General features: G+C 32.3%; 13 protein-coding genes and 1 pseudogene. 3 read left to right on the forward strand and 11 right to left on the reverse strand.

Features of this window, described 5'->3' with window-relative positions:
- Window positions 1-146: 146 nt before the first annotated feature.
- From AC0L3M_RS03740 to AC0L3M_RS03750, 3 genes are all read right to left on the reverse strand, one after another.
- Window positions 147-857 (reverse strand): DUF3307 domain-containing protein, encoded by a 711-nt coding sequence (locus AC0L3M_RS03740; protein WP_473431881.1) that lies wholly within the window; start codon window positions 855-857, stop codon window positions 147-149.
- The gene (locus tag AC0L3M_RS03745) at window positions 854-1,453 is read right to left on the reverse strand and encodes a SatD family protein (RefSeq protein WP_292945625.1); all 600 of its coding nucleotides are present in this window, start codon (window positions 1,451-1,453) and stop codon (window positions 854-856) included. The genes AC0L3M_RS03740 and AC0L3M_RS03745 overlap by 4 nt, the downstream gene beginning before the upstream one ends.
- Window positions 1,454-1,579: 126 nt before the next feature.
- Window positions 1,580-3,073 (reverse strand): YfcC family protein, encoded by a 1,494-nt coding sequence (locus AC0L3M_RS03750; protein ID WP_292945622.1) that lies wholly within the window; start codon window positions 3,071-3,073, stop codon window positions 1,580-1,582.
- A gap of 184 nt (window positions 3,074-3,257) precedes the next feature.
- Between AC0L3M_RS03750 and ung the strand changes: the two genes are divergently transcribed.
- Entirely contained in the window at window positions 3,258-3,923 is a 666-nt protein-coding gene (gene ung / locus AC0L3M_RS03755; RefSeq protein WP_473431882.1) for a uracil-DNA glycosylase, read from the forward strand.
- Between the two features lie 479 nt (window positions 3,924-4,402).
- Here ung and AC0L3M_RS03760 read toward each other — a convergent pair whose 3' ends face one another.
- From AC0L3M_RS03760 to AC0L3M_RS03785, 6 genes are all read right to left on the reverse strand, one after another.
- Complete coding sequence (locus tag AC0L3M_RS03760; RefSeq protein WP_292945616.1) at window positions 4,403-4,774, reverse strand: endonuclease domain-containing protein; 372 nt, start codon at window positions 4,772-4,774, stop codon at window positions 4,403-4,405.
- A 669-nt stretch (window positions 4,775-5,443) separates the two neighbouring features.
- The gene (locus AC0L3M_RS03765; RefSeq protein ID WP_191098636.1) at window positions 5,444-6,298 is read right to left on the reverse strand and encodes a substrate-binding domain-containing protein; all 855 of its coding nucleotides are present in this window, start codon (window positions 6,296-6,298) and stop codon (window positions 5,444-5,446) included.
- A gap of 1 nt (window position 6,299) precedes the next feature.
- Window positions 6,300-7,169 (reverse strand): nucleoside phosphorylase, encoded by an 870-nt coding sequence (locus AC0L3M_RS03770; RefSeq protein ID WP_473431883.1) that lies wholly within the window; start codon window positions 7,167-7,169, stop codon window positions 6,300-6,302.
- Window positions 7,170-8,123, reverse strand: coding sequence for a DUF1835 domain-containing protein (locus tag AC0L3M_RS03775; protein ID WP_473431884.1), 954 nt, complete (start codon window positions 8,121-8,123; stop codon window positions 7,170-7,172).
- On the reverse strand, window positions 8,101-8,427 hold the full coding sequence (locus AC0L3M_RS03780) for a translation initiation factor (protein ID WP_473431885.1): 327 nt from the start codon (window positions 8,425-8,427) through the stop codon (window positions 8,101-8,103). Before AC0L3M_RS03780 ends, AC0L3M_RS03775 begins: the two co-directional genes overlap by 23 nt.
- Before the next feature lie 73 nt (window positions 8,428-8,500).
- Entirely contained in the window at window positions 8,501-9,448 is a 948-nt protein-coding gene (locus AC0L3M_RS03785) for an isopenicillin N synthase family dioxygenase (protein WP_145001656.1), read from the reverse strand.
- 154 nt (window positions 9,449-9,602) lie between these two features.
- Between AC0L3M_RS03785 and AC0L3M_RS03790 the strand changes: the two are divergent.
- Window positions 9,603-11,580 (forward strand): annotated as a pseudogene (locus AC0L3M_RS03790) (alpha-ketoacid dehydrogenase subunit alpha/beta).
- A gap of 107 nt (window positions 11,581-11,687) precedes the next feature.
- Complete coding sequence (locus AC0L3M_RS03795) at window positions 11,688-12,407, forward strand: hypothetical protein (protein WP_473431886.1); 720 nt, start codon at window positions 11,688-11,690, stop codon at window positions 12,405-12,407.
- A gap of 1 nt (window position 12,408) precedes the next feature.
- On the opposite strand, the gene AC0L3M_RS03800 is transcribed toward AC0L3M_RS03795, so the two are convergent.
- The gene (locus AC0L3M_RS03800; protein WP_473431887.1) at window positions 12,409-13,791 is read right to left on the reverse strand and encodes a TolC family protein; all 1,383 of its coding nucleotides are present in this window, start codon (window positions 13,789-13,791) and stop codon (window positions 12,409-12,411) included.
- Between the two features lie 2 nt (window positions 13,792-13,793).
- Window positions 13,794-15,149 carry an HlyD family secretion protein gene (locus AC0L3M_RS03805; RefSeq protein WP_145001659.1) on the reverse strand — a complete coding sequence of 452 codons (1,356 nt, stop codon included), beginning with the start codon at window positions 15,147-15,149 and terminating at the stop codon, window positions 13,794-13,796.

Here is a 15,149-nt window from a genome sequence, read left to right on the forward strand (position 1 = left end):
AAAAAATGAATTATTATAGTTGTTAAACCTGTCCGACTTTCAAACATTTGATATCTAACTTATTACAATATCGTTATTTTATGAAGTTGTTTCAATTATGGCTTATGGCTTTATTTCCGCGAAAGCGTTATACTATTAACTTGTGGTTAGGCTATTATAAAATTGTAGAGTAGTCCAACGCTTATGGCTATTCCAAAACTAAGTAGTGTACCTATTAAAATATATTCGGTTAATTTACGGTCTTTGGCTTTGGATAAATCGCCAAATCTAAACACGGATTTTGCTGCTATTAATAGTCCTATAGCACTCCATTGATTGATGATTATAAAGCCAAACACAAATAATCGCTCTAGTATACCAATGTATTTTCCTGCTTTTTCTAAAGAGTCGTTTGCATCGTCCTCGTCCAGGATCCATTTGCTCATGACTAAGCGCATGATTACGGATGCGATACTAGTTATAGCTATTAAGGATAGTAGTAATGCTAAGACGTTTTTAGAGTATAATGTGTTGATGTCAAAGCTATATTGCGTGTAACTTAATGCGACTATTGCAATGACTATTAGGTGTGCTATTTGATCTAATATAAATAGTAATCTTGGGTTTATTTTTTTGGTTAGATTAAGTTTGATGACATCTATTATGTAATGAGAGACGACTATGCTGATTATTCCTATCCAATAGTTGGTATTAAATTGTAGTAATATTAGTAATGCTAAGGCGTGGATTAGCACATGAAAATATAGGTATTTGGACTTGTGCTTTTTTATGTTTTTGTCTTTTACCCATTGGTCTGGTTGCAGGACAAAATCGCCAATTGCGTGTGCTAGGACTAATTTTAGGACTAATAACATCATAATTTTTGTAATTGTTGTTGGTAGTAGGTGTTTAGTTGCATGACCTCATCATAGCCACCTCGTTTTAAGGCTTCGCTTATATTACTTTGCGATTTGCCTAATAGTGTTGCTATTTCTTTTTGGTTTTTTGTGGGATGCTCCATAACCGTTACAATAACATTGGCAACAGTGCTGCTCCAGTTATTTGCGGTTAATAAGGCTAGATTTAGCATGATGTTTAAGGGTTGGTCCCAATCTGGTTGATTTGCGTTTATGGCTAGTGTTTGCTTTTTTAGGTTTTCAAAAGCTAAACCAGAGTTAACGTAAGCAGGTCCATTGGATTCGGCTATTTTTTTAGCCTTATGGGTTTGCTCTCCTAAACCAATTGCGATTCTGACATCGTATAATTTACTTTCTTTAATGGCTGCTTTTATATGTATAGCAGCTAATAATGCAACTTGTGGTGTGGTGATTAATTGAAAACTGTCTCCTCTAAAAATTTCCCAATCGTGTGGCTCTTGACCATATTGATTAAGCGTTTTTTTTAAAGTATCCAACCATTGCAAGACATTACCTTGTCTAGAATTTATAATATCTCCTGTTAAAACTGCAATCATAGTACTACTATTTTTTATAAAGATATCTGTTTTTAAGACGATATGCAAATATATCTGCTTATAATACGATAATTTAAAATATCTGCTTTAAAACAGATAATTAATTATATCTGATTATTAAAGCGATTACATGTAGCTAGTCACTGTCATGACTACTAAAGTAAAGATAATAAGGATGATAAATAATGGCATTATAAATTTTAGCCATTTATTAAATCCAACTTTAACAACTGCTAATGAGGCTAAAATTAAACCTGTTGGATTAATAAAATAAAATAATCCTAAACCAAATTGGTAGGCATTAACCACAATCTCTCTACCAATACCAACACTATCTGCTAAAGGCGACATGATTGGCATAGTTAGTACAGCCATACCAGAACTACTTGGTATAAAAAAGGATAAACCAGCATAAATAGCAGTTAAGGCACTAGCAAAAACACCTTTATTCATACCTTGTGTCATTCCGCTAGCATAGTGTAATAAGGTATCACTAATTAAACCATCTGCCATAATTACGGTTACACCACGTGCAATACCAATAATTAAGGCAACACCTAATAAATCTCCTGCACCTTTTACAAAGGTGTCTATAAAATCGGTTTCTTTAATCTTAGCAATAATACCAATTATGATGGATCCCACTAAAAAAGTAGAAGTCATTTCCACAAACCACCACTCTAAAGCGACAACACCATAAATCATGATTATAAAGCAAAGCGCAAATACAATTAAGGATAATCTTAATCTAGTAGTAAAGGCTACCGTTTTTGAGTTATTTTGTGTAAATAAGGCAGCAATTTGCTGTTGTTGATCATAAATAATAGATTTTGAAGGGTCTTTTTGTACACGCTTACCATATCTAATAATATAAATTAAAGCAATAGTCAGACAGGCAAACAACATAAAAATACGTATCCATAATCCTGTAGTCCAACTAATTCCAGCCGAATCACTAGCAATAATAGTACTAAAAGGATTTATAGTAGAGCACATGGTACCAATAGAGCTTCCTAAAAAGATACAAGCAATACCAACCATAGCATCATATTTTGCTGCTAAAAACACAGGAATTAGAATAGGGAAGAAGGCAATAGTCTCTTCAGCAAAACCAAACGTTGTTCCTCCAGCAGCTACCAAAACAGTCACTAATATAATAAGTATAAACTCGCGACCTTTTAAAGCATTTGCTAACCATCCAATACCAGCATCAAAAGCTCCTGTACTATTAATAATACCAATTAAACCTCCAATAATTAAAACAAGAAAAATAATGTCTGAAGCCTCAATAATACCCTTAACTGGCGACTTTACAAAGTCGTAAAAACTTTGTGGTTTGGCTTCCAGCTGTTGGTAGGTATTTGGAATATTAATAGGTTTGTAGATGTCACCATTTGTAAATTTTTCTAACGGAATTTTAATATTTAAAGTCTCCAACGTTTCCTGAGTAGCAGGTAAGGTAACCGATTGCTCTGTACTAACTCTAGTAAACTGATTAGATGTTTTGTCGTAACCCAAAGTTTGGTACTTACCAGCAGGAACTAACCAGGTTAATAGCGTTACTAATCCAGCAATAATTAGTAAAATGGTTTGTGCAGAAGGAAATTTAAGTGTTTTCATGTATTATTTATTCAACTTTTTGAAAATCAAACACTATTTCAAATAAATTAAAATAGTTTTTAAGATTACTAAAAGTTAAGCTTTAAATGGTTATTTAATATTTTTTATATTGGTTTAGTGTTATTAAAGATAGTATTATTTTTAGCATACTATTACAAGTCAACGCCACAAAAATAAACAACATATGAACGTCGCTATCCATGAAAGTTGGAAAAATTATTTACAAACCGAATTTGATAAACCTTATTTTAAAGATTTAACCCAATTTGTAGACAGTCAATATAAAACTGAAACTTGCTTTCCACCAGAAAATTTAATATTTAATGCTTTTAACACCTGTACTTTAAAGGCTTTAAAAGTCGTTATTATTGGTCAGGATCCTTACCACAATTACAACCAAGCTAACGGATTGTCGTTTAGTGTTAATAATGGTGTAAAGCATCCACCATCTTTAGTAAATATTTTTAAAGAAATTGAAACAGATTTAGGTAAACCTTATCCGTCAAGCGGAAATTTAGAGCCTTGGGCTAAACAAGGCGTGTTTTTGCTAAATGCCACATTAACCGTTAGAGCACATGAAGCAGGTAGCCATCAAAACAAAGGTTGGGAAACCTTTACAGATGCTGTAATCAAGACTATTAGCAAGCAAAAAGAAAATGTTGTGTTTTTACTTTGGGGAGGATTTGCTAAGAAAAAAGCGAAGTTAATAGATGGTACAAAACATCATATATTAACCTCTGGACATCCTTCGCCTTTAAGTGCTAATCGTGGGTATTGGTTTGGTAATAAACATTTTAGTCAGACTAACAGTTTGTTAGTATCTGATGGGTTGGATTTGATAGATTGGTAGATTTATAATTGTTGTAGTTTTTTAAAACTGCTTCGCGTTTTATGTCAAACACTCCGATTTCGGTTAAACCGAAACCACCTCTCTTTAGCTAAAGTGAGGAGTTGAGTGTGATTGTGGTTTTAGTTGTTATTTGAGAGTATTACTATTATTGAAGTTGTTATGATGAAGCTCTCCTCTTGATTTTAATTGGAGAATGAATTTTAATTTCTACTTAAAAGAAATTGGAAGAAAGAGGAGTTTGCTCTTTATTGATTTAAAAACTGCTTCGCGTTTTATGTCAAACACTCCGATTTCGGTTAAACCGAAACCACCTCTCTTTAGCTAAAGTGAGGAGCTGTGTGTGATTATGATTTTAGTTGTTATTTGAGAGTATTACTATTATTGAAGTTGTTATGATGAAGCTCTCCTCTTGATTTTAAGAGGAGAATGAATTTTAATTTCTACTTAAAAGAAATTGAAAGAAAGAGGAGTTTAAGTATTTACACATCCTGAACAACATGTTCTTTAATTGCCATAAATACAGATGGTAAAAAATCAAAAACCATTTTATTTTCAAATCTTAAAACTGTAAAACCTAATTGTTCAAGATATTTAGTTCTTATTTTATCTTTTTCAACTTGTTCAGGAAGGTTGTGGATTTCACCATCTAACTCAATTATTAATTTATGTTCAGCACAATAAAAGTCTACAATGTAATAACCTATACTATGCTGTCTATTAAATCTTATATTATTGAATTGTCTTGCTTTTAGTTTTGTCCATAAATAGGCTTCAGCAGGAGTTAGGCTTTGTCTTAATATTGATCTGATTTGTTTTAATTCTGTTTTATTATGTATTTTTTGTCGAAACATTTGTTGAAAATAATCAAAAAAAAATAATATTAATTTTTAACTGAATTAAAACTGCTTCGCGTTTTATGTCAAACACTCCGATTTCGGTTAAATCGAAACCACCTCTCTTTAGCTAAAGTGAGGAGCTGTGTAAGATTATGATTTTAGTTGTTATTTGAGAGTATTACTATAGTTGAAGTTGTTGTGATGAAGCTGTCTTCTTGATTTTAAGAGGAGAATGAATTTTAATTTCTACTTAAAAGAAATTGGAAGAAAGAGGCGTTTGATTATTATTGGTTTTAAAACTGCTTCGCGTTTTATGTCAAACACTCCGATTTCGGTTAAACCGAAACCACCTCTCTTTAGCTAAAGTGAGGAGTTGAGTGTGATTGTGATTTTAGTTGTTATTTGAGAGTATTACTATAGTTGAAGTTGTTGTGATGAAGCTGTCTTCTTGATTTTAATTGGAGAATGAATTTTAATTTCTACTTAAAAGAAATTGGAAGAAAGAGGAGTTTGCTCTTTATTGATTTAAAAACTGCTTCGCGTTTTATGTCAAACACTCCGATTTCGGTTAAACCGAAACCACCTCTCTTTAGCTAAAGTGAGGAGCTGTGTATGATTGTGCTAATGTATTTGAGATAAAGTATAAATAAAAACGCCTCATGTTATATGAGGCGTTTTTATAATTTATACATCTGCGACTAAATCTTCATACTTCCATTTTTCAGGAATAATATTTAATGCAAACAATTCGTCTTGTACTTTTTGTACTGTTTTTTTAGAAATATTTTCTTGCGACCATTCTGTTAAGCCTAACCATTCTTGCACGTCTTCCAATTCCTGCTCGTAACGGTTAGCAATCATACGATCAATACTTGGTATATCTTTAAACTCTTGGGTTGTAGCATTAACTATGTCTAAAATAGCCTTCACATCGTCTTTATTGGTTTTCAAAAACTCTTCTCTAACAGCTATAACAAAACAAGGCCAAGGTGAAGGACAGTTGTCAACACGTCTAAATGTACCATTATCTACTAATGGTTTTGTGGTAAATTTTTCCCACATAAAGTAATCTGCTTTACCTTGGGTTAAACCCTCTACAGCACCTTCAAGGTTTTTTATAACTTCAAAATCTAAATCTTTTTCTAAATCCCAACCGTTATTTTCTGCATTAATGTATGCCATTAAATGCGATCCAGAACCATATCTGCTTATAGCAGCTTTAGTTCCTTTTAAATCTTCAATCTTATTATAGTCAGAGTTTGCAGCAACATGAATTCCCCATATTAATGGTGTTTTTACAAAAACTTGTACAATTTTAGACTTATTGCCATCAATAATATCTTTAATAATTCCTTCTGTCAGGATTACTGCCATATCAATGTCACCATCTCTTAAGCCTTTACACATGGCTCCAGTACCTCCAAAATAGTCTTTCCAACGTAAGTTGATATCTTGCTCTTTAAATTCGCCATTTTTTAAACCTAAATACCAAGCTAGATTAAAATGTTCTGGTACACCACCAATATTAATTTGTTTCATCTTAACTAACTATTTTATCTAACGTATATGTAATTAATTGATCTACTACTTTTTTAGGATCTTTACTAAATTCTCCTGTAGCACGATTGGCTATAATAGCATTCATAGATACTGCACGATGACCTAATAATTTAGATAAACCGTAAATTCCGGCAGTTTCCATTTCTAAATTAGTAATGGGTTGATTGTTAAAATTAAAACTAGCAAGTTTATTGTTTAAATCGTTATCCTGAATGGATAATCTTAATACACGACCTTGTGGTCCATAAAAACCAACATTTGTTGCTGTAAAGCCTTTAGTGGTTTGATCAGATTCTAATTTTGCAGCTAAGTCTTTATCTACTGCTACGACATAGGGTTTTGATTTTTCTGAAGCCCAATTTGTATGCGCAACTAAAGCATCTGCTACATCAGTTTGTTGTATGTGTTTACTATTATAAAAATGAAGTAAACTATCAAATCCACAAGCTTTTTCGCTTATTACAAAGGTATCAATAGCAATGTCTTTTTGAATAGAACCAGAGGTACCAATACGAATAATATCTAAAGACTTGTGTGTTTTATTTATGGTTCTGGTTTTTAAATCTATATTAACCAATGCATCTAACTCATTAAACACAATATCGATATTATCAGTTCCAATTCCAGTTGATATAACGGTTATACGTTTACCTTTATACATTCCAGTTTGAGTATGAAACTCTCTTTTACGAGTTGTAAACTCAACCGAATCAAAGTATTTTGTTACTCCAGAAACACGATCAGGATCACCTACAGTAATAATTGTATCTGCAATATGCTCTGGTTTTAAATTAAGATGGTAAACACTACCATCAGGATTTAAAATTAATTCTGATTCTTGTATAGCCATTTATATGGTATGTATTAATTTATTTTCTGTTTTATTGTATTGGTAGTCCGCTTTATTAACGCCTCCAAATCTAAAATTGGTATCAATTATTTTAAAGAAGTTTTTTTGATGCTCTAATGCTAAATGCCCATTTCTATTAAGCGTCAATGTCTCTTCAGTTTCGTCATAAAATAGGTGTAACCTATCAATCATACGTTCTAATTGTAAATCCCCAAAACCATAATAGCCTTGATAATGTAAACAGTATCCAAGCAGGTGATGGCGTGATTTAATTTTGTATTCTTTAATTAATTTTAAAGTATTGTACTCTAAGGTATTTAAACCACTTCTTGTATCCGGAAAACGACGTAAATGTGCTTTTAAGCAATTGCTTAAATATTTAAAACTAGAAGGTCTAACAATTAACTCTTTTAATAAATTATGGTCTTCCTCACAATATATTCGCCATGCTTTTTGTGCAGTTGCAATATCATCAACATTTAATTTGATTTTATTTTCAAACTCTTTTAATAGTTGTTTTTCAGATAATTGCGCAAGTCCTTTTAGGTCCTTTTCGCCTTCAATACGACCACTACAAACTAAATATAAAGGTAACTTTATTCCTTTTTGTTTAATTAAACTAATAGCAGCTATTAAGTTAATATGACAAAATAGGTCATATTCAAACCATAAAATAATTTGGCTGTAGTTAGAGACATCGTTTAGTTTATTAAACTCAGTCTTGATACTATCTATATCATACTCGACATCATAGGTGTTTTCTAGAAACGTTTGTCTAATTTCAAAAAACTTAGGTGTGTCAAAGTCTTTTAGGGTAGGACCTTCACACAGCATTTCGTGCCAAGTCAACATGTCGCCTTCAAAATTTAATTTTTTAAGGACATCTGTAACATTAGATCCATTGGTAATATGTAGACTAGTTTGACTCATTTTAACCTCCAACTCGTTTAACATTAAAGCCTTTATCTTTTAGAATAGCCATTATTTTATCGCGATAATCACCTTGGATAATAATTTTATCATCCTTAAAACTTCCACCAACACTTAAAGTTTGTTTTAGCTCTTTGGCCAAAAGTTTAAAATCTTCTGTAGCTCCAGTATACCCTTCCAAAATTGTAATAGGTTTACCTTTACGTTTTTCGTATTTACAAAGTATAGGGTCGTCTTGTAGCCAGATAGCACTATTGTCTTCTTGTTCTTCGATATTTTCCGACTCGTGATCTGGAAAAAGATTTTTTAATTGATCTTTTAAATCCATTGTAGTAGTATTCCGTTTACAGATATGTAGACTTTAGTCAATGATTATCAACTAAAGTCTAATGCCTGTTAACTTATTTTTTAAGCCCAAGTTCTCTTAAACGTTCGTCTAAAAATTCTCCAGCAGTAATATCTTCAAATTGTTTTGGATTAGCATCATCTACACAACTATCTAAAACATCTAGTTTCATTTCGCTAATAGGATGCATGAAAAAAGGAATTGAATAACGTGAAGTTCCCCAAAGTTCTCTTGGCGGATTAATTACTCGGTGTATTGTAGATTTTAATTTGTTGTTGGTATGTCTAGATAACATATCACCAACATTAATCATTAATTCGTCTGGTTCTGCAATAGCATCAATCCATTCGCCTTTATGGTTTTGCACTTGTAATCCACGACCTTGTGCACCCATTAATAATGTGATTAAATTAATATCACCATGTGCAGCAGCACGTACAGCATTATCAGGCTCTTGTGTAATAGGAGGATAGTGGATAGGACGTAAAATTGAGTTTCCGTTGTGGATATAATTATCAAAATACGTTTCTTCTAAACCTAAGTATAACGCTAAAGCACGTAACACGTATTTAGCAGTTTCTTCTAATTTTTGGTAGGCTTTTTTACCGACTTCATTAAAATGAGCCAACTCATTAACCGTAACATTTTCAGGATATTCCTTTGCACGTTCAGCATCATCTTCAACATATTGTCCAAAATGCCAAAACTCTTTTAAATCTCCTTCTTTTTTACCTTTTGCACTTTCTTTTCCAAAAGACACGTAACCACGTTGTCCTCCAATTCCAGGAATTTCGTAGTTGTGTTTGGTTTCTAATGGTAAAGAGAAAAAGTTTTTTATTTCTTTATATAAATCGTCAACTAAGGCTTCATCAAGTAAATGTCCTTTTAAGGCTACAAACCCAATTTCTTCATAGGCTTTCCCTATCTCAGCAACAAATTTTTGTTTTCTAACAGGATCTCCAGATGTAAAATCCTTTAAATTAACGCTAGGTATGCTATTCATCTTTATTATTTTATAAGTGTAATATATACAAATGTAGCGAAAACATTGGAAAAATGATAGTCATATTTTTTTAAAGTGCTCATTTATTTTTAAGCAATTATTCTATATTTGACAAACGCTATTTATGAAAACAGCAGTATTAGAAAAGACCATAATGACTTTTGATAAAAAAACTCTAGATAACACTACGCTTTTAAACCTTTACAAGCGTATGCTAAAACCAAGATTAATAGAAGAAAAAATGCTAATTTTATTACGTCAAGGTAAGGTTAGTAAATGGTTTTCTGGTATTGGTCAAGAAGCAATATCTGTTGGTGTAACCTCGGTTTTGGATCAGGAAGAATACATCTTACCAATGCACAGAAATCTTGGTGTTTTTACGACTAGAGACATTCCATTACACAGATTATTTTCGCAGTGGCAAGGAAAAGCTAATGGTTTTACTAAAGGTCGTGACAGAAGCTTTCATTTTGGAACACAAGAGTTTAATATTGTGGGAATGATTAGCCATTTAGGACCTCAATTTGGCGTTGCAGATGGGATTGCATTAGCATCAAAACTTAAAAATAAAAATCAAGTTACTGCTGTATTTACAGGAGAAGGCGGAACAAGTGAAGGTGATATACATGAAGCGTTAAACGTAGCTTCTGTTTGGCAATTACCAGTATTATTTTGTATAGAAAATAATGGATACGGTTTATCTACACCAACCACAGAGCAATATAATTGTAAAGATTTAGCAGACAGAGCTATTGGTTACGGTATGGAAAGCCATATAATTGATGGTAATAATATCTTAGAAGTTTATACTAAATTAAATGAAATTGTAACAAGTATGCGTAAAAATCCGCGTCCTGTTTTAATCGAGTTTAAAACTTTTAGAATGCGTGGACATGAGGAGGCTAGTGGTACCAAATATGTGCCACAAGACTTAATGGATCAATGGGCAGCTAAAGATCCTATCGAGAATTTTCAAGAGTATTTAATACAACAATCGCTTTTAAATGACACAATTATTGCAGATTTAAAAGAAGAAATAATTAAAGAAATTAATGATAATTTAGATATCGCTTACGCGGAAACTCCAATCACGCCTATTGAAAGCAATGAATTAAATGATGTGTTTCAAAAATTTGAATATCAAGAATTTAAAGAAAATAGTAATACTGAAGAATTACGGTTAATTGATGCTATATCTGAAGGATTAAAACAATCTATGGAGCGTCATGATGATTTAGTAATTATGGGTCAGGATGTTGCCGAATATGGTGGTGTGTTTAAAATAACGGATGGTTTTGTAGCGCAATTTGGAAAAGACAGAGTACGTAATACTCCAATTTGTGAATCTGCTATTATCGAAACTGCAATGGGCTTAAGTATTGCAGGAATTAAAAGTGTGGTGGAGTTGCAGTTTAGTGACTTTGTGACCTCAGGTTTTAATCCTGTAGTTAATTATTTAGCAAAATCACATTACCGTTGGAACCAAAATGCAGATGTAGTTTTAAGAATGCCATGTGGTGCAGGTGTTGCAGCAGGACCATTCTCATAGTCAAACAAATGAAGCTTGGTTTACAAAAACACCTGGTTTAAAAGTGGTGTATCCAGCGTTTCCGTATGATGCTAAAGGACTTTTAGCTACTGCTATTAACGATCCAAATCCTGTCTTGTTTTTTGAACATAAAGCATTATATAGAAGTATTAGACAACAGGTTCCAACCGATTATTTTACAATTCCGTTTGGTAAAGCTGCAACCTTACAATCAGGAAACGATGTTACTGTAATAGCTTATGGTGCAGCAGTACATTGGGCATTAAATACACTAGAAAAACATCCAAATATCAAAGCAGATGTTATTGATTTAAGAACTTTACAACCTTTAGATACAGATACTATTTATGCGTCAGTTAAAAAGACAGGTAGAGCTATTATATTACAAGAAGACTCGTTATTTGGTGGAATAGCAAGTGATATATCTGCACTAATCATGGAGCATTGTTTTGAGCAATTAGACGCTCCTGTTAAGCGTGTCGCTAGTTTAGATACACCAATACCATTTATAAATCAATTAGAAGATCAATACCTTTCTAGAGATAAATTTGAAGGTGAATTACTAAAATTATTAGAGTATTAATATATTTTTAGCATTTAGGTATGATTTTTGGTTTATTTTCGATGAATAATAGATAATAATACCATGAAATTTTACATTTCTTTTTTATTCTTTTTAGCGTTTCACTATTGGGTTATGCCCAAATAGATAGTGAGAGTAATGGTTTTGCCATTCCTGCAATAGAATCTGAAGACCCTAAAGATGATCCAGAATTAATTATAGAGCCTGCTCCAGAAGCAGAAACAGTTAAACCTGATGCTGCAAATAACAATGAAATTATTGCGCCTAAAGAGGTGCAAACTGCTGTTAAGCCTAAAAAAGAGTTCTCGATGATTGAAGAGGATAATAACTTTAGAAATCCAGCAGAATTGTTTAATAAACAATTAAAAAAGCAACTTAAGTTTAAGGAAGACGACGAAAAATCTAATAATGGAAGCTTAGTTAATCAATTTTTAGGAGAATATAAAACATCAGCTAAAGTTGTTAACATAATCTACAGAGATCATCAATATCCTGATGGCGATGCTATACGTGTCTTTTTAAATGATGATATTATGGTACCAAGTGTGACATTAACTTCAGGGTTTAATGGCTTATTAATATCTTTAGATGAAGGTATTAATAAAATAGATTTCCAGGCTTTAAACCAAGGAACTTCTGGACCAAATACAGCAGAGTTTCAGGTGTTGGATAAAGATGGGAATGTTATTGTTTCAAACCAATGGAATCTAGCAACAGGTGTTAAAGCATCCATTGTTGTTGTTAAAGAAGAGGGTAGTGTGCTTAAGTTAAAATCTCAGGTAGAAGACAAATCTGAAGCTGATCCAAATCCAAAAAACGACGAATAATTTAATTAGGTACTAGACCTAAACTATTAAATAATTTAGCTTTTGTAGCATAAAATTTATTGTTTAATTGTATTGCTTTTACTTGAGATTCAATCAATTTATTTTCTCTACTATTTATTAAAAACACTGAACTTTCACCAAAGCTAAATTTACGTTCTTCTGCGTTAAGCAACGTTTTGTAATCCGCAACTATTGTTTTAATTAATTGGTTTTGAGTCTTGTAAGACTCTAACTCTTGCGTAATAGCTTCAATTTTGTTTTTTATTTGAAGTTGGGTGTCTGCAAATGTAAATTGGGCATCTTGTAATTTTAGTTTAGATAATTTTAAATCACCACGTTCCTTTCTTAAAAATAAAGGAAATGCAACATTTATCGTTGCTTTATATGATGCAGCATTAAACGTATTTACTTGATCTGGAGTTTCTGACAAAAAATTATATTGAGCATCAATAACCGGTAAAAGTTTGTTAGCTTTTAATCGTCTATCCACATCTAAACCATCTATTTTACTACCTAAAGCTAATAATTTTGGATGGTTATCTAAATTGTAACCTTGGATAGTGTTGATGCCTAAAACTAGGTCAATATCTGCTTCCAAAGTGGTCACAGGACTTACGGTTTGATTAATATCAACAGGCGTATTGTTTAACCAAATAAAGTTAGAAGCCTCCAAACGCGATTTTAATAATTTTACTTTTGCTTGTTCAAGTTCAAGCTTTCTGTTTTTAACAACAATACCAGCTTCTAAACTATCAATACCTGCTTTGTCTCCTGCTAAAACGCTTGATCGTATACCATTAAATCTTATGCTAGCATTAGCTAAAAAACGCTCGTAAATTTTAGTTTCATTATAAGCTTGTAACCAATCAAAATAAGCTATTGATGCGTCATAAAGGACTTGATTTACTTGTAATTTACGTTCTGCTTGAGTTTGCTCTTTAAAAAACTTAGCTTTTTTAACGTCAGCCATTCTCTTGTTTATCAATAACCCTTGTCCTAAAGAAAATCCAATTCCTGCGCTAAATAATCCATCCTCAGGGACTGTGTTTTCTGGGTTTAGATAATAGCCTGTGTTTTCCTCAAAGTTAGCTTTAAGTTCTATTCCGTACCAAGTTGGGACTTTAAATGTTGCATTTAAACGCTCATAATATTCGGTGTTTTTATAATCTTTTTCATTAAAATCGGCTTCAAGCTTTGGGTCAAAACCACCTCGTGCTTTCATTAAAGAAGCTTGACCACTATCAAGTAATAAATCGGCTTGTTTAGCAACAGGATGATATTGCTTAACATAGCCTAAAAATTCGGTATAACTTAAACTATCCAACGTTTGAGAATGCAGTACAAATGGGATAATAATTGTTATGTATAAAATAACTTTTTTCATATTTATTTTTTGTCTGCTTTAGCTGTTTTATTATCAGTTGGTTGATAATAGTTAGGAGGGAAGCCATTTAATTGTCTCCATAATTCAAACCAAATTGGCACATCTTCTAATAATCCAATAGCTCTGGCACCAGAACCAACGCGAATAGCTTCAGGCCATTTGTGCTCATTTTCAACAGGAGCTAAAAGCACTCTAAATTTCCCGTTAGGACTAATAAAACGCTCTATTGCTACAACTTTTGCACCATATGTTCCGTAGGACACGTTAGGCCAGCCACTAAATATAATTGCAGGCCAACCGTCAAACTGAACCCTAAAAACTTCGCCTTCGTGTACTAGAGGTAAATCTATTGGGTTTATAAACGTCTCAATAGCAATATCAAAATTTGAAGGTGATATACCAACCAATTGTTCGCCTTCCTTAAATGTTTCACCAATACCAGCTTTAATAGCTTTGTTTATGTAGCCATCTTGAGGAGCTTTAATATAATACATATCATTACGCATCGAGTAATTAGTAAAATCGTTTTCTAATTTTGTGACTTGTGCTTCTGCATCAAAACCGCTTGATTCTGCAGTAAATTTATCGCTTTGTGCTTTTGATATTTTATCAGAATACTCAGCACTAATACGATTTAACTCTACTTTAGCGTTAATAATCTCGTTTTGAGCAGCTAAGTATTTGTTTTCTTGCGAAATTAATTTAGCCTGAGTTTCTTGTAATTTTAAACGTTTTTCTTCTACGTCTGTAACTGCTTTTAAACCTTCGGTTTGCAATTGCTGTGTACGTTCAAATTGCTTTTGTGCGATGCCTAAATTAGTTTTAGAAGCTTCAAAATCTATACTATCACTTTTTACTTTTAATTTAGATTGTAACAACTTATTTTCGGCTTGTTCAAGTTTTAATTTTCTTTCATTGGCTAAAGCCGAAATCTGATTGTTTAAAGCATTGACTTTACCAACATAAGATTGTACTGATGATGATTTAGCTTTTATTTGCTGACTTGTTCTTTCAACCAAGTTAGGATCAAAATATTCGTTTTTTATTTCCGAAATAAATAAAATCGTATCACCTTTAGCTACAAAGTCCCCTTCTTTAACAAACCATTTTTCAATACGTCCAGGAATAGGTGATTGTATGGTTTGAGGACGTTGGTCAGGCGTTAAAGTGGTTACTAAACCTGAAGCTGTTATATTTTGGGTCCAAGGAAGAAACAATATAATGATACCAATTACTCCAAAGATGATAAGTAAACGATTAAAATGCTTGTAATGTCTTCTGGTTAATGCCCTTTGTACCGAAGTATATCGACTGATGTCAACATTTTTATTGACGCTATTTGTTGAAATATTTAACAT

The organism is Olleya sp. KJ81-1 (assembly GCF_055808135.1).

Coding starts and splice junctions, on each gene's coding strand:
- AC0L3M_RS03740 (WP_473431881.1), bottom strand. CDS start 857: ATGATGTTATTAGTCCTAAAATTAGTCCTAGCACACGCAATTGGCGAT.
- AC0L3M_RS03745 (WP_292945625.1), bottom strand. CDS start 1,453: ATGATTGCAGTTTTAACAGGAGATATTATAAATTCTAGACAAGGTAAT.
- AC0L3M_RS03750 (WP_292945622.1), bottom strand. CDS start 3,073: ATGAAAACACTTAAATTTCCTTCTGCACAAACCATTTTACTAATTATT.
- ung (WP_473431882.1), top strand. CDS start 3,258: ATGAACGTCGCTATCCATGAAAGTTGGAAAAATTATTTACAAACCGAA.
- AC0L3M_RS03760 (WP_292945616.1), bottom strand. CDS start 4,774: ATGTTTCGACAAAAAATACATAATAAAACAGAATTAAAACAAATCAGA.
- AC0L3M_RS03765 (WP_191098636.1), bottom strand. CDS start 6,298: ATGAAACAAATTAATATTGGTGGTGTACCAGAACATTTTAATCTAGCT.
- AC0L3M_RS03770 (WP_473431883.1), bottom strand. CDS start 7,169: ATGGCTATACAAGAATCAGAATTAATTTTAAATCCTGATGGTAGTGTT.
- AC0L3M_RS03775 (WP_473431884.1), bottom strand. CDS start 8,123: ATGTTAAACGAGTTGGAGGTTAAAATGAGTCAAACTAGTCTACATATT.
- AC0L3M_RS03780 (WP_473431885.1), bottom strand. CDS start 8,427: ATGGATTTAAAAGATCAATTAAAAAATCTTTTTCCAGATCACGAGTCG.
- AC0L3M_RS03785 (WP_145001656.1), bottom strand. CDS start 9,448: ATGAATAGCATACCTAGCGTTAATTTAAAGGATTTTACATCTGGAGAT.
- AC0L3M_RS03800 (WP_473431887.1), bottom strand. CDS start 13,791: ATGAAAAAAGTTATTTTATACATAACAATTATTATCCCATTTGTACTG.
- AC0L3M_RS03805 (WP_145001659.1), bottom strand. CDS start 15,149: ATGTTAAATATTTCAACAAATAGCGTCAATAAAAATGTTGACATCAGT.